The organism is Citricoccus zhacaiensis, from assembly GCF_014645315.1.
Taxonomy (GTDB): Bacteria; Actinomycetota; Actinomycetes; order Actinomycetales; family Micrococcaceae; genus Citricoccus; species Citricoccus zhacaiensis.
On record NZ_BMLQ01000001.1, the window covers coordinates 372,053 to 389,007 of the forward strand.

At 69.9% G+C, this 16,955-nt stretch carries 17 protein-coding genes; 3 read left to right on the forward strand and 14 right to left on the reverse strand.

Annotation, left to right across the window (positions count from 1 at the left end; translation table 11 throughout):
* Positions 1-72 precede the first annotated feature (72 nt).
* From IEX49_RS01635 to IEX49_RS01675, 9 genes are all read right to left on the reverse strand, one after another.
* Positions 73-1,005, reverse strand: coding sequence for a GNAT family N-acetyltransferase (locus IEX49_RS01635; protein WP_188803550.1), 933 nt, complete (start codon positions 1,003-1,005; stop codon positions 73-75).
* Complete coding sequence (gene ispG, locus IEX49_RS01640; RefSeq protein WP_115930803.1) at positions 959-2,122, reverse strand: flavodoxin-dependent (E)-4-hydroxy-3-methylbut-2-enyl-diphosphate synthase; 1,164 nt, start codon at positions 2,120-2,122, stop codon at positions 959-961. The genes IEX49_RS01635 and ispG overlap by 47 nt, the downstream gene beginning before the upstream one ends.
* 69 nt (positions 2,123-2,191) lie before the next feature.
* Positions 2,192-2,941 (reverse strand): hypothetical protein, encoded by a 750-nt coding sequence (locus IEX49_RS01645; RefSeq protein WP_229672082.1) that lies wholly within the window; start codon positions 2,939-2,941, stop codon positions 2,192-2,194.
* Between the two features lie 230 nt (positions 2,942-3,171).
* Positions 3,172-3,486, reverse strand: coding sequence for a YciI family protein (locus IEX49_RS01650; RefSeq protein ID WP_188803552.1), 315 nt, complete (start codon positions 3,484-3,486; stop codon positions 3,172-3,174).
* Positions 3,487-3,550: 64 nt separating this feature from the next.
* Positions 3,551-4,933 carry a M50 family metallopeptidase gene (locus IEX49_RS01655; RefSeq protein ID WP_188803554.1) on the reverse strand — a complete coding sequence of 461 codons (1,383 nt, stop codon included), beginning with the start codon at positions 4,931-4,933 and terminating at the stop codon, positions 3,551-3,553.
* Positions 4,927-6,150, reverse strand: coding sequence for a 1-deoxy-D-xylulose-5-phosphate reductoisomerase (dxr, locus tag IEX49_RS01660; RefSeq protein WP_188803556.1), 1,224 nt, complete (start codon positions 6,148-6,150; stop codon positions 4,927-4,929). The genes IEX49_RS01655 and dxr overlap by 7 nt, the downstream gene beginning before the upstream one ends.
* A gap of 124 nt (positions 6,151-6,274) precedes the next feature.
* Positions 6,275-7,897 carry a monocarboxylic acid transporter gene (locus tag IEX49_RS01665; RefSeq protein WP_373286666.1) on the reverse strand — a complete coding sequence of 541 codons (1,623 nt, stop codon included), beginning with the start codon at positions 7,895-7,897 and terminating at the stop codon, positions 6,275-6,277.
* A gap of 11 nt (positions 7,898-7,908) precedes the next feature.
* On the reverse strand, positions 7,909-8,325 hold the full coding sequence (locus tag IEX49_RS01670; protein WP_188803557.1) for a DUF485 domain-containing protein: 417 nt from the start codon (positions 8,323-8,325) through the stop codon (positions 7,909-7,911).
* 120 nt (positions 8,326-8,445) lie between these two features.
* Positions 8,446-9,645 (reverse strand): acyl-CoA dehydrogenase family protein, encoded by a 1,200-nt coding sequence (locus IEX49_RS01675; protein ID WP_373286656.1) that lies wholly within the window; start codon positions 9,643-9,645, stop codon positions 8,446-8,448.
* Positions 9,646-9,788: 143 nt separating this feature from the next.
* Between IEX49_RS01675 and IEX49_RS01680 the strand changes: the two genes are divergently transcribed.
* Both IEX49_RS01680 and IEX49_RS01685 read left to right on the forward strand, forming a co-directional pair.
* Entirely contained in the window at positions 9,789-10,394 is a 606-nt protein-coding gene (locus IEX49_RS01680) for a TetR/AcrR family transcriptional regulator (RefSeq protein ID WP_188803560.1), read from the forward strand.
* 75 nt (positions 10,395-10,469) lie between these two features.
* Complete coding sequence (locus IEX49_RS01685) at positions 10,470-10,934, forward strand: GNAT family N-acetyltransferase (RefSeq protein WP_188803562.1); 465 nt, start codon at positions 10,470-10,472, stop codon at positions 10,932-10,934.
* 19 nt (positions 10,935-10,953) lie between these two features.
* Here the strand turns inward: IEX49_RS01685 and IEX49_RS01690 are convergent, their stop codons facing one another.
* The 3 genes from IEX49_RS01690 to pdhA are packed head-to-tail and all read right to left on the reverse strand — an operon-like array spanning position 10,954 to position 14,553.
* Positions 10,954-12,345: a dihydrolipoamide acetyltransferase family protein gene (locus tag IEX49_RS01690; RefSeq protein ID WP_188803564.1), complete on the reverse strand. Its 1,392-nt coding sequence runs from the start codon at positions 12,343-12,345 to the stop codon at positions 10,954-10,956.
* A gap of 1 nt (position 12,346) precedes the next feature.
* Positions 12,347-13,414 (reverse strand): alpha-ketoacid dehydrogenase subunit beta, encoded by a 1,068-nt coding sequence (locus tag IEX49_RS01695; protein ID WP_188803566.1) that lies wholly within the window; start codon positions 13,412-13,414, stop codon positions 12,347-12,349.
* Complete coding sequence (pdhA, locus tag IEX49_RS01700; protein WP_188803568.1) at positions 13,411-14,553, reverse strand: pyruvate dehydrogenase (acetyl-transferring) E1 component subunit alpha; 1,143 nt, start codon at positions 14,551-14,553, stop codon at positions 13,411-13,413. Before pdhA ends, IEX49_RS01695 begins: the two co-directional genes overlap by 4 nt.
* A gap of 180 nt (positions 14,554-14,733) precedes the next feature.
* On the opposite strand from pdhA, the gene IEX49_RS01705 reads away from it, so the two are divergent.
* Positions 14,734-15,231 (forward strand): Lrp/AsnC family transcriptional regulator, encoded by a 498-nt coding sequence (locus IEX49_RS01705; protein ID WP_188803570.1) that lies wholly within the window; start codon positions 14,734-14,736, stop codon positions 15,229-15,231.
* A 38-nt stretch (positions 15,232-15,269) separates the two neighbouring features.
* On the opposite strand, the gene IEX49_RS01710 is transcribed toward IEX49_RS01705, so the two are convergent.
* Together IEX49_RS01710 and IEX49_RS01715 are read right to left on the reverse strand one after the other, a co-directional pair.
* Positions 15,270-15,887 (reverse strand): DivIVA domain-containing protein, encoded by a 618-nt coding sequence (locus IEX49_RS01710; RefSeq protein WP_188803572.1) that lies wholly within the window; start codon positions 15,885-15,887, stop codon positions 15,270-15,272.
* 124 nt (positions 15,888-16,011) lie between these two features.
* Positions 16,012-16,941 carry a phosphatidate cytidylyltransferase gene (locus tag IEX49_RS01715; RefSeq protein ID WP_188803574.1) on the reverse strand — a complete coding sequence of 310 codons (930 nt, stop codon included), beginning with the start codon at positions 16,939-16,941 and terminating at the stop codon, positions 16,012-16,014.
* Positions 16,942-16,955: the final 14 nt, after the last annotated feature.

The window sequence follows — 16,955 nt, forward strand, 5'->3', positions numbered from 1 at the left end:
GCTGGTCGGACGGACAAGAGCTAGGAAAAGCATAGGTCAAGCGCCCAGGCCCGGAGCACAGGATCGCGGAGCCTACAACAAGACCGTGGCGAAGGTGCCGACCTGTTCGAACCCCACGGTGCGGTAGGTGCGCAGGGCTGCGGTGTTGAAGCCGTTGACGTAGAGGCTCACCAGGGGTGCCGTCTGCCGGGCGTACTCCGTCACGGCGGCCACGGACGGTGCGGCCAGGCCCTGTCCGCGCTGGCTCGGTTCGACCCACACCCCCTGGATCTGCGTGCAGCTGGCGGAGACCACGCCGAGATCGGCCTTGAAGCGGACCCGGCCGGCGTCATCGAGATCCACCAGGGACCAGCCGTTGCGGATCAGGTCCTCCACCCGCAACCGGTACTGCACCGCCCCGTTCTGCAGGGGCGAGAAGCCGAGCTCCTCCTCGAACATCGCCACGCAGGCGGGCAGCACCACGGGGAACTCCTCGGGGCGGGCTGGACGGACGCGGGGCGAGGGCTCCACCGCGGGACGGCCGCGCAGGACCATGAGGGGCTGGTCGTCCCGGATCTGGCGGGCCCGTTGCGGTCCCCGGGACAGCTCGTCCCAGAGGGGCAGCACCGCCTCGCGCGGACCGTAGACGGAGGCGAAGCGGCGGTGCAGGGCGGTGAGCGCCACCCCGAAGAGGGCGCCGGCCTCGGCGGTAGCGCCGACGGGGACCACGTTGGCGCCCACCCAGCAGGCGGCCTCCAGCTCGGCCGGGCGACCGGCGGTCACGGGGGTGGCCTGGGTGAAGATGCCGAGGAAGAGGGGTCCCCCGGACCGGGCCGGCGTCGCGTCGCGGCCCTTCTCGAGGATGGACTCCACGAAGCAATTCGCCACCGGGTCGGCGGCGGCCAGGGCCGTGAGGGCCGTGGTGTCGGCGTGGTTCAGGACCCGGACGGCCCCGCCGGTGGCCCGGCGGACGGCGTCGTCAGGAGACGGTGACCACGGGCGAGCCCTGGACAGGATTCTGACCATCGGTACCCTCGCTGCTTTCCTCCAGGCCGGACTCGGCGGCGATCCGACGGGCCTCGAACAGCAGCGTCTCCACGATCTCGTCCTCCGGCACCGTCTTGACGACCTCGCCCTTGATGAAGATCTGGCCCTTGCCGTTGCCGGAGGCCACGCCGAGATCGGCCTCGCGGGCCTCCCCGGGCCCGTTGACCACGCAGCCCATGACGGCCACGCGCAGCGGAACCGTGAGGTCCTTCAGGCCCTCGGTGACCTCTTCGGCCAGGGAGTACACGTCCACCTGAGCACGGCCGCAGGAGGGGCAGGAGACGATGTCCAAGCGGCGCTCGCGCAGGTTCAGGGACTGCAGGATCTGCAGCCCGACCTTGACCTCCTCGACCGGCGGGGCGGACAGGGAGACGCGGATCGTGTCACCGATGCCCTTGCCGAGGAGATAGCCGAAGGCGCTGGCGGACTTGATGGTGCCCTGGAAGGCGGGCCCGGCCTCGGTGACGCCGAGGTGCAGCGGCCAGTCGCCCTGTTCGGCCAGCAGTTCGTAGGCGCGGGCCATGATCACCGGGTCGTTGTGCTTGACGGAGATCTTGAAGTCGCGGAAGCCGTGCTCCTCGAACAAGGAGGCCTCCCACACGGCGGACTCGACGAGCGCCTCCGGGGTGGCCTTGCCGTACTTCTTGAGCAGGTCGGGATGCAGCGAACCCGCGTTGACGCCGATCCGGATGGAGGTGCCGTGGTCCGAGGCGGCCTGGGCGATCTCCTTGACCTGGTCGTCGAACTTCCGGATGTTTCCGGGGTTCACGCGCACGGCACCGCAACCGGCCTCGATCGCCGCGAACACGTACTTCGGCTGGAAGTGGATGTCCGCGATCACGGGGATGGTGGACTGCTGCGCGATCACCTTGAGCGCCTCGGCGTCCTTGTCCGTGGGGCAGGCCACCCGGACGATGTCACAGCCGGCCGCGGTGAGCTCGGCGATCTGCTGGAGCGTGGCGCCGATGTCATGCGTCTTCGTGGTGGTCATCGTCTGGACCGAGACCTGGTGATCGGAGCCCACGCCCACTCGTCCCACCTGCAACTGCCTCGTCTTGCGGCGAGGTGCCAGGACGGGCGGTGGTGCGGCGGGCATGCCAAGACTGACGGGCACTGACAACTCCTGTGGGGCTGATCGGGGTACGGGGGTTCCGTTCGCCCCAGTCTACTGGTACGAGATGAACCAGGGCTGGGGTGAGACCTCCGTCATGGTCCGCTCCGGGGTGAAGGTCGGCGAGTCCTCGTCGATGAAGTTCTTCCACCCCAGACGCATCCCGGACGGCAGGTCCTTCTTCAGCGAACGCCACGTCCCCTGCTTTTGTTCCGCGGACCCGTTGCCGTCCGCGTGCACCATGAGCACCAGCCCGTCCCGGGCCTCCACGTCCTGCCGGTCCGGGATCATCCGGGCCTGGAACTGGTGCAGGATCACGAGCTTCTCCGGCAGATCGTGCTTCGCCACGAGCTCCGCCAGCCAGGCGGTGGTCTCGTTGACCTCCGCGGCGGAGACCTGCCCGATCTGCTCCATGTGCCGCTGGCCGGGCTGCAGCCGCCATTCCGGGTCCAGCGCCAGCCCCACGTGCGGGAGCAGCAACAGTTCCTCGAAGGCCTGGGCCTGGGTGGTGAAGTCCTGGGTTCCCGGTTGCAGGTCCAGGACCACGTAGGTGTCCGCCTTTCCAGCGGCCTCGACCCACTCGGCCAGCTGATCCCGGTCCACGTAGGAGGTGTAGTCCCCCGTGGGTCCCGGAGACGAGGTCGCCACGGTGGAGATGATCTCGAAGGCCGGGATCACCGGCTCCTCACTGAAGGGCTGGTAGTCCGCGGCCAGGGCGGCGGCCCGCTCCAGGGCCTCGTCCACGTCCTGCTCACCCAGCATGCCCAGGGAGCCGGTGCCGGGCGTGCCGTACAGCGCCACCATGCGGCGGCCCGGGAACAGGGTGGTCCCCCCGCCGGGGAGCTCCGGGGTCGGCGTCGGGGTGGGAGTGGGCGTGGGGCTCGGGGTCGGAGTGCCCGACGGCGGCGCCGAGCCCGAGCCCGCCGGCCCACCGGCGCCCGGTTGCGGGCTGGGGGTGCAGGCGGTCAGTGCCGCGACAGCACCGGCGGCGGTGAGTCCGGCCAGGGACGTCAGGACGCGGCGGCGTTCGATACTCAGGCCCCGTTCCCGCGGAGGGCGGCCGCCTGGTCACCGACCGCGCACGACCATTCGTGGACATCGATGGAGGAGATCAGGCCGTGCTGCTGGAAGGGGTCCCCGGCCAGCAGGTCCCGGACGCTCTCAGCCGCATCGGACTTGACGAGCAGCAGGGCCGCCGTCGGATCATCCACGTAGGCGCCGGCGGCCACCATGGCGGTGCCCAGGGAGCCCAGGAACTCACGGTGGGCGGCGCGGTGCACGTCACGCTGGTCACCCAGCCCGGGGACGTAGTTGTACTGGACGGCGAAGATCTTCTGTGGTTCGGCCATGGGGCCAGCGTAGGACACCTCTCCGGTCCAGAGGTTGTGCGACACCTCGGTCCGTCCGCTCTGGCTAGAAGATGCGGATGGGATCCACGATGTCCGCCACGATCAGCAACAGGCCCATGCCGAGCAGGGCGATCCCGACCACGTAGGTCAGCGGCAGCAGCTTGGCGATGTCGAAGACCCCGGGGTCCCGGCGCCGGGTCAGCTTGGCCCACCCGCGGCGGAGGGCCTCCCACAGCGCCCCGGCCACGTGACCGCCGTCCAGGGGTAGCAGGGGGATGAGGTTGAACACCATCAGGGCCACGTTGACACCACCCACCAGGGAGAGCAGCAGGGAAGCCTTGTCCGCCAGCGGCACGTCCTCCAAGGCGGCGGCCTCACCGGCGATGCGGCCCACGCCCACCACGGACATCGGCCCGTTGGGATCGCGCTCCTCCGGGCCGAAGACGGCGACGGCCGTCTCCCAGAGCTTCACGGGCAGCACTACCACCACGTCGGCGGTCGCCTTCAGCTGCTGACCCATCACCGGGAAGGTCTCGGTGATCGGCTGCGGCACGTTCTGGACCTCGGAGCCCATTCCGACGAAGCCGACGTCCTCCGTCTGGGTGCTGCCGTCCGGGTTGGTCTGCGCGCGGCCGCTGGAATCGGCGACCGGCCGCTCGGTGAGCTTCGGGGTGATGGTCCCGGACTGTTCGGCACCGTCACGTTCCCAGGTGATGGCCGTGGGCTCACCGGCCCGCTCGCGGATGGCGGAGGACAGCTCATCCCAGTCGTCCACCGGGCGGCCGTTGAAGGCGGTGATGGTGTCCCCCGGTTCCAGGCCGGCCTCGAAGGCCGGCGCGGCCGGGTCCCCGGGCCGGCAGGCCTCCGTGCCGTCCTGCCCGGTTGCCTCGCCGGCGGCGGCCCGCTCCTGCTGGACGGCGGCCGGGAGCACGCACTTGAACACCTCGGAGACGGTGGTCGTGGCGGTGGCCACGCCCGTGGTGGTCACGAGGATGGCCGTCAGGGCGAACGCGATGACGAGGTTCATGAACGGCCCGCCGAGCATGATGATGATCCGCTTCCACACCGGCAGCGAGATGAATGTGCGCTTCTCGTCCCCCGGCTGCAGTTCCTCGGCGGACATCTGACGGGCGTCGGTGGCCATCTGCTGGAACAGGCCGGTGCTGGCACTGCGCGGCCGTTCGCCCTCTTCGGGGTGCTCCGGAGGGTACATCCCCACCATGGAGACGTAGCCGCCCAGCGGGATGGCCTTCACCCCGTACTCGGTCTCCCCCTTCTTGCGGGAGAACACGGTGGGGCCGAAGCCGACCATGTACTGCGTGACGCGGACGCCGAAGAGCTTGGCGGGCACCAGGTGGCCGACCTCGTGCAGGGCGATCGACAGGGCGATGCCGACGGCCACGGCGAGGACGCCGACGATGAACCACAGGATCTCCACCGTCACCACCGCGCCTGTGCTGCGGTGCGGGCCCACTGTTCGGCGGCCGCGAGCGCCTCGACGCTCAGATCCTGGCCGGCCAGCACGACGTCCGGGTCATAGTCCTCCACGACGGCGCGAACGGTGTCCACGATCTCGGTGAAGCCGATCCGGCAGGTGTGGAAGGCCTCCACGGCCTCCTCGTTCGCGGCGTTGTAGACGGCCATGTGCGTGGTGGAGGCGCCGGCGGCCTGCTTGGCGAGCCGCACCGCGGGGAAGGCGTCCTCGTCCAGGGGTTCGAAGGTCCACGTCGCGGCCCGCGTCCAGTCCAGGCCGGCGGCAGAGCCGGGCACGCGGTGGGGCCAGCCGATGCCGAGGGCGATGGGCAGGCGCATGTCCGGCGGGGAGGCCTGGGCGATCGTGGAGCCGTCGGTGAACTCGACCATCGAGTGGACGATCGACTGCGGGTGGACGACCACGTCGATCCGGTCCAGCGGAAGGTCGAAGAGCAGGTGGGCCTCGATCACCTCGAGGGCCTTGTTGACCATGGAGGCCGAGTTGGTGGTGACCACCTTGCCCATGTCCCAGGTGGGGTGCGCCAGGGCCTCGGCCGGGGTGACCCCGGCGAGCTGGTCCCGGGTCCGGCCGCGGAAGGGCCCGCCGGAGGCGGTGACCACCAGGCGCCGGACCTCCTCGGCGGCCCCGGAGCGCAGGGCCTGGGCGAGGGCGGAGTGCTCCGAGTCGACCGGGACGAGCTGGCCCGGAGCGGCGGCCTGCTTGACGAGGGCCCCGCCGACGATGAGGGATTCCTTGTTGGCCAGCGCGAGCAGATGTCCGGCCTGCAGCGCCGCGAGCGTGGGCGCCAGGCCGATGGACCCGGTGATCCCATTGAGCACGACGTCGGCGCCCTCCCAGGCGGCGACCTCGGCCGCCGCGGTGGGCCCGGAGAACAACTCCGGGGAGGGCGTGGGCACCCCGGCCTGCTGGGCTGCGGCGGCGATGGCCTCAGCGAGCTCGCCCGTGGTGGCGCTCGCGCTGCCGACGGCGCCGGCGCCGGTGGCCACGGCCTGGCGCGCCAGGAGGGCGGTGTTGGATCCGCCGGACAGCCCGGCGACCGCGAAGCGCTCCGGAGCCGCGGCGATGACCTCGAGTCCCTGGGTGCCGATCGAGCCGGTGGAGCCGATCAGGGTGACCCGGCGGATGCTCGTGGGGCCGGCGTCGGGCAGGTACAGCGGTTCGGAAGTCACCGGACCATTATGACCGGACGAACCGGGAGATCCCTGCCATCCGCTCCCCCGGAGCCGGACAGCGCCGTGCGGGCCAGGAGAACGAGTTCTCCTGGCCCGCACGGTGTCTGATCGGTCGTGGGGGTTAGTGGTCCACCGCCTTCTCGGCGCCGATGCCCGTCAGGGAACGCACCTCCATCTCGGCCTGCTTCTCCGGGTTCTCGGTGCGCTTGTCCAGCTTGGAGCCGATGAATCCGAGGAGGAAGGCCAGCGGGATGGAGACGATGCCCGGGTTCTTCAGCGGGAACCAGGCGAAGTCGACGCCGACGATCATGGACGTCTCCGTGCCGGACATGACCGGGGAGAAGACGATCAGCAGGATCGCGGCACCCAGGCCGCCGTACATCGACCACAGGGCGCCCTGGGTGGTGAAGCCCTTCCAGAACAGCGAGTAGAGGATGGTGGGCAGGTTGGCGGATGCGGCGACCGCGAAGGCGAGTGCCACCAGGAACGCCACGTTCTGGCCCTGTGCGCCGATGCCACCGATGATCGCCAGGACGCCGATGACCACCACGGTGCGGCGGGCGATCTTGACCTCCTTCTCCGGACTCGTCTTGCCCTTGGCCAGGACGTTCGCGTAGATGTCGTGCGCGAACGACGCGGCCGCGGTGATCGTGAGGCCGGCCACCACCGCCAGGATGGTTGCGAAGGCGACGGCCGAGATCAGGCCCAGCAACAGCGGTCCACCGAGTTCGAACGCCAACAGCGGTGCCGCCGAGTTGACGCCGCCCGGCGCGTTCTCGATCCGCTCCGGGCCAATGAGGGCGCCGGCCCCGTAGCCCAGCACCAGGGTGAACAGGTAGAAGGCGCCGATCAGCACGATGGCCCAGACCACGGACTTGCGGGCCTCCTTGGCGGTCGGAACCGTGTAGAAGCGCATCAGCACGTGGGGCAGGCCGGCGGTGCCGAGCACGAGGGCCAGGCCCAGGGACAGGAAGTCGAGCTTGGTGACCTCACTGAGGCCGTACTGCAGGCCCGGGTCGAGGATGGCCTCGCCTTCCGGGCTGAGCTCCACGGCCGCACCGAGCAGGGCGGAGAAGTTGAAGCCGAGCAGGGCCAGGACCCAGATGGTCATGATGAAGGCACCGGCGATCAGCAGGCAGGCCTTGATGATCTGGACCCAGGTGGTGCCCTTCATGCCGCCCACGAGCACGTAGACGATCATCAGCGCGCCCACGATCGCGATGACCACGGACTGGCCCAGCCGCTCGTCGATGCCCAGCAGCAGGGAGACGAGCGCTCCGGCGCCGGCCATCTGGGCCAGCAGGTAGAAGAGGCAGACCATCAGGGTGGCGAGCGCCGCCGCGATGCGGACCGGCCGTTGCCGGAGGCGGAAGGACAGCACGTCCGCCATGGTGAACTTGCCGGTGTTGCGCAGCAGTTCGGCCACCAGGAGCAAGGCCACGAGCCACGCCACGAGGAAACCGATCGAGTAGAGGAAGCCGTCATAGCCGTTGATGGCGATGGCTCCCACGATGCCGAGGAAGGACGCGGCCGAGAGGTAGTCTCCCGCGATCGCGGTGCCGTTCTGGGTACCGGTGAACGACCGGCCGCCGGCGTAGTAGTCGGCCGCGGTCTTGGTGTTCTTGGAGGCCCGCAGGACGATGATGAGGGTGATCGCGACGAAGAGGCCGAAGATCAGGATGTTGAGCCACGGCTCACCGACGTTGGTGCCCTCGGCGCTGGCAGTCAGGACGGGGGTTGGCAGGGAGAGAGTGTTCACTTCTGGCCTCCGTCGGTCGATTCATCGATCGGCTTACCGGAACCGGAGAGGCTCTGGTTGGCGATGCTCGGGTCCAGGGCTTCGAGTTCCTCCCGGATGGCCGTGGACCGCGGATCCAACTTCTTGTTGGAGAAGGCCACGTAGAGCCCGGTGATGACGAAGGTCGAGACGAATTGCAGGAGCCCGATCACCAGCCCCAGATTGATGTTGCCGAGGACCTTGATGGACATGAACTCAGGGGCGTAGGCCGCGAGGATGACGTACAGGAAGTACCAGACGATGAAGACCACGGTCCACGGGAAGACGAAGCTGCGGTGGGTCTTCCGCAACTCCTGGAACTGTGGCGTGGCCTGAACGGCGCGGAAATCGACGTGGCCGTTGTCGGCCAGGTCTGGGTGTGGTGTTGAAGACACGTATCCCCCAGTCAGTGTGGTGCCCGCAGGCTACCGGCGAGTATGACTCGGCCATCCTAAGCGCTCAGTGATACAGATCACAGCCATTCGAGCAATTTTCAGTATCAGTGTCGCGCGAGGTCAGAGGCCGAGGGAGCGCGCGATCAGCATGAGCTGGACCTCGGTGGTGCCCTCACCGATCTCCAGGATCTTCGAGTCGCGGTAGTGGCGCGCCACCAGGGACTCGTTCATGAATCCGTAGCCACCGAACACCTGCGTGGCATCCCGCGCATTGTCCATGGCCGCCTCTCCGGCGACCAGCTTGGCGATGGCCGCCTCCGTCTTGAACGGCTTGCCCGCCAGCATCTTGGCCGCCGCCTCGTAATACGCCAACCGGGCCGAGTGGGCCCGCGCCTGCATCCGGGCGATCTTGAAGGACACGGCCTGGTTCTTACCGATGGCCTGCCCGAAGGCGGTCCGGGTCTTCGCATAGGCGATCGATTCATCCACGCACCCCTGGGCCGCCCCCGTGGACAGGGCGGCGATGGCGATGCGCCCCTCGTCCAGGATCGAGAGGAAGTTGGCGTAGCCACGGCCCCGCTCGCCCAGGAGGTTCGCCTCCGGCACCTCGACGCCGTCGAAGAACAGCGGGTGGGTGTCCGAGGAGTTCCAGCCCATCTTGTCGTAGGCCGCACCCACGGTGAACCCGGGCGTGCCGGACGGCACCAGGAGGGTGGAAATCTCCTTGCCCGGGCTGCCGTCCGGCCCCCTCCTCGCCTCGTCGACGCCGGTCACCGCCGTGACGGTGACGAGCCGGGTGATGTCCGTGCCGGAGTTGGTGATGAACTCCTTGGCCCCGTTCACGGTCCAGGTGCCGTCAGCCAGGGTCGCCGTGGTCTGGGTCCCCCCGGCGTCCGACCCGCCGTTGGGCTCGGTCAGCCCGAAGCCGGCCAGGGCACGGGCCGTCACCAGGTCCGGAAGCCACGTGTCCTTCTGCTCCTCGGTGCCGAAGCGGTAGACCGGCATGGCCCCCAGGGACACTCCGGCCTCCAGGGTGATGGCCACGGACTGGTTCACCCGCCCCAGCTCCTCGAGGGCCAGCGCCAGCGCGAAGTAGTCGCCACCCATGCCGCCGTACTCCTCCGGGAACGGCAGGCCGAACAGACCCATCTCCCCCATCTGACGCACGATCTCGTAGGGGAACTCATGACGCGCATCCAGGACGGCGGAGACCGGTGCCACCACCTCGTCGGCGAACTCCCGGACGGTGCCGACCAGGTCCCGGTAGTCCTCGTCGAGTTCGGGTCCGGCCAGACCGGCGGAATGCTGGGTGGTGCTCATGGCGTGTCCCATCTGAGTAAATCGCGATTAACTGAAACTATGATGTGATCGTAGACACCCCGGGGGCTCGCTGTCCACCGCCGGACCGCCTGGCCCCCACCAGCCCCGCCCCCAGCTCATCCCATAGACATCCCCAGGACGCCATGACCTCCGAACAGACCGCCCGTGCCGCCGCCAAGGCCGATCGCCGCCAATCCCTGCTGGAGGCCGCCGCCCGGCTGTTCGCCGACCAGGGCTTCACCTCGGTCCGATTGGAGGACTTGGGCGCGGCCTGCGGTGTCAGCGGCCCGGCGGTGTACCGGCACTTCCCGGGCAAGACCGCAGTCCTCGGCGAGCTGCTGCTCCAGGTCAGCCGGGACCTGCTGGACGGCGCCCACCGGGTGGCCGGCACCGAGGCCGGAGCACGAGGGGCCCTGGCCGCCCTCGTGCGCTTTCAGACGGACTTCGCCCTCTCCCACCGCGACGTGATCGCCGTGCAGGGCCGGGAGATGCGCCATCTCGAGCCGGATGTGCGCGCCGAGGTGGTCCGGCTCCAGCGGGACTACATCGGCGTCTGGGCGGACCAGTTGCGGTTGCTGCACCCGGACGAGGACCACGGCACGGCGGTCTTCCGCACCCAGGCGGCCCTCGGGCTCGTGAATTCCACCCCGCATTCGGTCCGCCGCTCACCCTCGGAGCAGCGAGGACGGCGCACCCTGTTGGAGGGGATGGCCCTGTCCGCGCTGCTGGCGGGATCCGAGGCCCGCTAGTATTCCGCGTACAGTGTGAGAGCGAGGGCCACCGTGGTTCAGGCCCCACCCCGTGACGAGGAGGTCACCATTTCCGTGCAACTTCGTGAAGTCCGGTCCGAGGACCTGGACTACTTCTTTGAGCACCAGCAGGATCCCGAGGCCAACCTGATGGCCGCCTTCGCCCCGCGCAGTCCCCAGGACCGCGGCGTGTTCGACTACCACTGGTCCCGGTTGCTCGAGGACCCCGCCACGAAGGTCCGGACCATCGAGCAGGACGGCCAGGTCGCCGGGGCCGTCGTCGTCTCCGGCATCGGCGAGGAGCCGGAACTCTCCTTCTGGACTGCCCGCGAATACTGGGGCCAGGGCATCACCACCTCCGCGGTGGACGCCCTGTTGGAGGCCTTCACGGACCGTCCCCTGCGCGCGCACGTGCCGGCGGACAACATCGGTTCGCAGAAGATCCTCACCCGCCGCGGCTTCTCCGTGGTGGGCGAGGACAAGAACTTCTCCAACGCGCGGTCCGAGGTGGTCACCGAGCTCATCATGCAGCTCGGCTGACCACCTCGGCTGACGGGCCTTAGAACAGCGCCAGGGCCATGCCCGGGCGCGCCAGCACCGCGCCGACGTCGGCCAGGAACCGCGAGCCCTGCTCGCCGTCCACCAGCCGGTGGTCGAAGGACAGGGACAGCGTCATCACCTGGCGCAGCGCGATCTCATCCCGGTACTCCCACGGCATCCGCCGGACCTGACCGATGGCCAGGATGCCCGCCTCCCCCGGATTGATGATGGGGGTGCCGGCATCGACCCCGAAGACCCCCACGTTGGTCAGGGTGAACGTGCCCCCGGAGAGCTGCTCGGGCGTCAGCTTCCCCTCCCGGGCCACCTCCGTCAGCTCGGCCAGCCTGATCGCCAGCGAGCGCAGATCCAGGTCCTGGGCGTCCTTGAGGTTCGGCACCATGAGTCCGCGCGGGGTGGCCGCGGCGATGCCCAGGTTGACGTAGTTCTGCCGGATGATCCGCCCACCGTCCCCGTCCCACCGGGCATTGAGTTCGGGGGTGCGCTCCAGCGCCAGGCAGGCAGCCCGGGCCACCAGGGTGAGGGGAGTGAGCTTCAACTCGCGGAAGTCCCGCCGCTGCCTCACCTCCTGCAGCAACTCAACGGATTCGGTGACGTCCACGGTCAGGAACTCGGTCACATGCGGGGCCGTGAACGCGCTGGACGTCATGGCGGCGGCGGTGGCCTTGCGGACAGAGCGGATCGGCTCCTCCTCCGTGCGGGGCCGGCCCCCGAGGGTGCGGACCCCACCGGCCGCGGCCTCGGTCAGGGTATCCGTCCCGGACGGACTGGCCGACGCCGGCCGCGCACCGTCCGCGGCGGCCGCGACGTCCTCGCGGGTCACCACTCCCCCCGCTCCGCTGCCCGCGAGCAGGGCGATGTTCACCCCGAGGTCGCGCGCGAGCTTGCGGACCGGCGGGGTGGAACGCGGGCGCTCGGCCGTGAGCGTTGCGGTGGCCCCGGCCGGCACCGGTACCGAGGACGGCGAGCCGGACGGCTGGGCTGCCGTCACCGGATCGGGCGCCGCGGGGCGCCCGGCCCGGGCGCGCCGGGCAGGGCGCCCGGCTCCCTCGACTGCCGCGCCGTAGCCGACCAGCGTCGGAACCCGGCCATCCGGCAGGGAGGAGGAGCCGGCGTCGGACGCGGGGGCATTGTCGGTTTTGTCCGGTCCCGCTCCGGGCAGGTCGAAGGAGATGATGGGGGCACCGACCTGGATGACCGCCCCGGGCTCCCCGTGCAGTTCGGCGATGGTGCCGTCGAAGGGACTGGAGAGCTCGACGACCGCCTTGGCCGTCTCCACCTCCGCGAGCACGTCATTCACCGCGACCGTGTCACCGACGGCGATCTTCCAGGAGAGCAGCTCCGACTCGGTCAGTCCCTCGCCGAGATCGGGCAGGTTGAAGACTTTGAGCATGTCAGGCTCCTGACGTGTGGTCGGACGTGGATCCCAGCGGTACGGGTGCCGCGAAGGGGTCCAGGGAGTCGAGCGAGTTCGGGCGGCCCAGGGCCCGGTCCACGCCATCGAGGATGCGGTCCAGGTCCGGCACGTGGTGGTGCTCGAGCTTGGCCGGCGGGTACGGGATGTCGAATCCGGTGACACGCACCGGCGGGTGTTCCAGCCAGTGGAAGCAGCGCTCCGTCACCGTGGCCGCGATCTCGGCACCCAGCCCCCCGGTGCGGGAGGCCTCATGGGCGATCACTAGCCGGCCGGTCTTGCGCACGGAGGACTCGATGAGCCCGAAGTCGATCGGGGACAGCGACCTCAGGTCGATCACCTCGAGGGAGGCCCCGTCCGCGGCGGCGGCCTCCGCGGCCTGCAGACAGGTCTTCACCAGCGGACCATAGGTCACCAGGGTGACATCGGATCCCTGGGCGGCCAGGGCGGCCGGGCCGAGAGGGCGCAACGGCGCTGTGAGGTCCACGGGAGCCTTGTCATGGTAGCGGCGCTTCGGCTCCAGGTAGACGACCGGGTCGTTGCTCGCGACGGCCGCGCGGATGAGGTCGAACCCCTCCTGCGGCGTGGACGGGGAGACGACCCGCAGCCCGGCCGTGTGCACGAAGTAGGCCTCCGGTGACTCCGAGTGGTGCTCGGGTGAGCCGATGCCGCCGCCGAACGGGATGCGGATGGTGATCGGCATGGTCACGGCTCCGTGAGTGCGGTGGTGGAGCTTGGCGACCTGGGAGACGATCTGGTCGAAGGACGGGTAGACGAACCCGTCGAACTGGATCTCCACGACGGGACGGTAGCCCCGGTAGGCCAGGCCGACGGCAGTGCCCATGATGCCGGACTCAGCCAGGGGCGTGTCCACCACACGGTCCTCGCCGAACTCGTCCTGCAGGCCGTCGGTGATGCGGAAGACTCCGCCAAGCTGGCCGATGTCCTCGCCCATGAGCAGGACGGCGGGGTCATCGGCCAAGGCGGCACGCAGGCCGGCATTGATGGCCTTGCCGAAGGTGAGGTTCTCGGCGGCGGCCCCCGTCATCGCACACCCGCTTCCAGCTGCGGCCCGTCGAACTGCTCCAGGTAGAGGCGGTAGTGCTCGCGCTGACGCTCCAGCTCGTGGTGCGGCTCCGCGTAGACGTGGTCGAAGAGATCAGCCGGTTCCGGATCGGCCAAGGCGGCGACGCCGGCCCGCAGCTCCGCGGCCATGGCATCCGCCGCGGCGGTGGAGTCGGCCGTCAGGGCCTCGACGTCCTCCCCCAGCTCGGCCAGGTGCTTCTCGAGCCGGTCGATGGGGTCCTTGGCGCGCCAGGCCTCCACCTCCTCCGCGTCCCGGTAGCGGGTCGGATCGTCCGCGGTGGTGTGGGGGCCCATCCGGTAGGTCACCGCCTCGATGAAGGTGGGGCCGCCGCTGTTGCGCGCCCGTTCGAGGGCGCGGCGGGTGGCGGCCATGACCGCGAGGACGTCGTTGCCGTCCACCCGCATGGCGGGGATGCCGAAGCCCCAGGGGCGGTCGGCGATGTGGCGCTTGGCCTGCAGGCCGACCGGCTCGGAGATCGCCCAGTGGTTGTTCTGGCAGAAGAACACCACGGGGGCGTGGAAGCTGGCGGCGAAGACCATGGCCTCGTTGACGTCGCCCTGACTGGTGGCACCGTCGCCGAAGTAGCCGATGGCCGCCGCGTCCGCGCCGTCCCGGGTGATGCCCATGGCGTAGCCGACGGCATGCAGCGCCTGCGCGCCGATGATGATCTGCTGGGCCGCGAAGTTGTGGTCCTGGGGTTTCCAGCCGGCGAACGTGGCGCCGCGCCACAGGCGGACCAGGCCCAGTGGGTCGACGCCCCGCAGGTAGGCCACGCCGTTCTCCCGGTAGGAGGGGAAGACGTAGTCGTCGTCCTGCATGGCCACGGCCGAACCGGCCTGCGCGGCCTCCTGCCCCAGCAGCGGCGGCCACAGGGCGAGTTCTCCCTGACGCTGGAGGTGCGTGCACTCCGTGTCGATCCGGCGGATGAGGGTCATGTCCCGGTGCAGGGATGTCAGCATCGCGGGGGTGACGTCCTCCAGCCAGGGGTCCAGGTCATGATCCGGACGGCGATGGCCCTCCGGGGTGAGCACCTGGAGCAGGTCCGGTTCGGGGACGTGGGGCATGCCGGTGGATGGGGGAATCAGGCTGGTGGATCCCATGGTGACCTCCTCGTTCAGGCCCGCACCGGGTGGGTGCCGTGCCATAGCCGTGGACGCGGTCAGGGTGTCGACCGCTGTCCTGTGATGCTAGTCACAGCGACAGGGTTGCACAAGGTACGCTGTCCGCACTGGGCATCCTGCTCAGCGACCGCGCGAGACCCTCCCGAGAAAGTGAGCACCATGCGCACGTTGGACACCACGGACCTGAGGCTTCTCGTCGAGCTCTCGAAGACGCCGGATGCCACCACCGTGGCCCTTGCCCAGGCGCTCTCCCTGTCCCGCAACACGGTCCAGGCGCGCCTGGTCCGGCTCACGGAGGAGGGGGTGTTCCTGCCCTTCGAACGCCGGATCAGCATGGACGCCCTCGGGCACCCGCTGACGGCGTTCGTGCAGATCCACGTCCACCAGCAGCGACTCACCGAGATCACCGCGGCCCTGCGCGGGATCCCCGAAGTGGTCCAGGCGCACGGCCTCACCGGCTCGGCGGATGTCCTGGCCCGGGTGGCGGCCCGGAACGCCGAGGACTTGTTCAGGATCCACTCGCGGATCCTGCAGATCGACGGGGTGGACCGTGCGGACACGTCCCTGGCCATGACCGAACTGGTCGCCTGGCGGACGGTGCCGCTCGTCGAGTCGCTCCTGGGCGGCGGTGAGGCCGGCGGTAAGGGTGGCCGCTGACAACGGATCGAACTGGCCGGTCAGGCCGGCTGGGCCGGTCAGTCGAGGATGGAGAGCACGTCGATGGCGGCGTCGAGGAACGCGTCCACCTGCGCCTCGTCATAGCCGTCGGTGCCGGGAGCAGCCGCGAACACCACCCTGCGCAGGTCATCGGCACCCAGGTCAGCACCCTCGGTGCGGTCGTCGAAGCGAGCCGAGAGGCGGTGGCACAGGGCGTCCACCTCGGCCCGGTCGTAGCCGCCGTCCCGATCCCGGGCCGGGCGGCGGAATCGCTCGCCGTCGGGGCGGTCGAGGCGGCCCCGGAGGACGTCGATGGACGCGTGGACCCGATTCATCCAGGCTTCCTCGCCCTCCACCTCGATGCGCCGTTCGCGCTCGGACCGGGCGAGGGCGTCCTCGAGCCGGTCCAGGACGTCGTCGACCTGGTCGGCCCGGTAGCCGCCCTTGACCGCGTCGAAGGTGATGTGGCGGATGTCGGCAGAGCGCAGGTCTCCCCCGCCCTCATAGGCGACTCGGGCCCGGGCCAGGAACCGGTCCACCTGCTTGCGGTGGTATCCGAAGGTGCGCCGGTCCGCGAGGTCGAAGGGTTGGCGGTCGGCCGACCGCATCACCTGCTGCTGGAGTCCTTCGGAATCCTGCCGCGTGCCGTGGTCCATCGAGAAGGCTCCTTCGAAAAGAGTGGGGGGTCCGCCAACGAGTCCATCGTAGCCAGCGGGACCGGCAGATCCCGTCAGGCCGCCGGGGTGTCAGGACTCTCTCTCACACCGCAGCAGGCCGGTCTCACACGAAGGGCAGGGCGAAGACCATGTAGGCGACCGGTGCGGAGAACACGAGCGAGTCCAACCGGTCCATGGCACCGCCGTGGCCGGGGAGCATCGACCCCATGTCCTTGATGTTCAGCTCCCGCTTGATCATGGATTCGGCGAAGTCACCGGCGGTCGCCGAGGCCACGGTCAGGAGGCCGAGCAGACTGCCGACCCACCACGGGTGGTCCAGGAACAGATGGACCGCGGCCGTGCCCACGATCACGGAGCCGGCCACCGATCCGGCGAAGCCCTCCCAGGATTTCTTGGGACTGATCTTGGGCGCCATGGGGTGTTTGCCGAAGCTGGCGCCGACGATGTAGCCGAAGGTGTCATTGGAGACCACCATGAGCAGCATGCAGGCCACCATGAGGTTGCCGTGCTCCTGGCCCAGCAGGGCGATCGCGAAGGACAGCAGGAACGGCACCCAGAGGACGATGAAGGCGGAGGCCATCACGGACTCTCCCCGGGCCGGCAGATCCTCGACCACCGCCCACACCAGGACCAGCAGAAGTGTGCCCAGCAGCGCCAGCACCAGGGCCTCGACCCCGCCGGCGAAGGCGCCGAGGGGCATCGCCACGGCGCCGGCCCAGAGCGGCATCCGGGGGATGTCGAGGCCGCGCCGCGAGACGGCCTGCGCTGTTTCCGTGACCCCCAGCAGCAGCAGTGCGATGACGAGGATCGCCAGCACCACCGGAAACCAGATCAACCCGACGAGGGCGCCACCGAGCAGCAGCAAGCCGACCGTGATGGCAGCCGGGATGTTGCGGCCGGCCTTGGCCTGGCGAGCCCGGGCGGCCTCCTGCTCCCGCCGCTGCCGCCGGGTCACCGGTGGTTCCGGCTGGTCCGGTTGCGGAACCGGCGGCAGGACCGGCTGCGAGGCAGCGGGCGCGGAGGGATCAGTCATGGTGTGGTGGGGTG

Excerpts from the sequence above, each read along its gene's own strand:
- IEX49_RS01695 (WP_188803566.1), bottom strand. The coding sequence starts at position 13,414 with ATGACGGGGGCCGCCGCCGAGAACCTCACCTTCGGCAAGGCCATCAAT.
- IEX49_RS01645 (WP_229672082.1), bottom strand. The coding sequence starts at position 2,941 with ATGGTGGCGCTGTACGGCACGCCCGGCACCGGCTCCCTGGGCATGCTG.
- IEX49_RS01690 (WP_188803564.1), bottom strand. The coding sequence starts at position 12,345 with ATGCTCAAAGTCTTCAACCTGCCCGATCTCGGCGAGGGACTGACCGAG.
- ispG (WP_115930803.1), bottom strand. The coding sequence starts at position 2,122 with ATGCCCGCCGCACCACCGCCCGTCCTGGCACCTCGCCGCAAGACGAGG.
- IEX49_RS01705 (WP_188803570.1), top strand. The coding sequence starts at position 14,734 with ATGCGCACGTTGGACACCACGGACCTGAGGCTTCTCGTCGAGCTCTCG.
- IEX49_RS01715 (WP_188803574.1), bottom strand. The coding sequence starts at position 16,941 with ATGACTGATCCCTCCGCGCCCGCTGCCTCGCAGCCGGTCCTGCCGCCG.
- IEX49_RS01635 (WP_188803550.1), bottom strand. The coding sequence starts at position 1,005 with ATGGTCAGAATCCTGTCCAGGGCTCGCCCGTGGTCACCGTCTCCTGAC.
- IEX49_RS01650 (WP_188803552.1), bottom strand. The coding sequence starts at position 3,486 with ATGGCCGAACCACAGAAGATCTTCGCCGTCCAGTACAACTACGTCCCC.
- IEX49_RS01675 (WP_373286656.1), bottom strand. The coding sequence starts at position 9,645 with ATGAGCACCACCCAGCATTCCGCCGGTCTGGCCGGACCCGAACTCGAC.
- pdhA (WP_188803568.1), bottom strand. The coding sequence starts at position 14,553 with ATGGGATCCACCAGCCTGATTCCCCCATCCACCGGCATGCCCCACGTC.
- IEX49_RS01710 (WP_188803572.1), bottom strand. The coding sequence starts at position 15,887 with ATGGACCACGGCACGCGGCAGGATTCCGAAGGACTCCAGCAGCAGGTG.
- IEX49_RS01680 (WP_188803560.1), top strand. The coding sequence starts at position 9,789 with ATGACCTCCGAACAGACCGCCCGTGCCGCCGCCAAGGCCGATCGCCGC.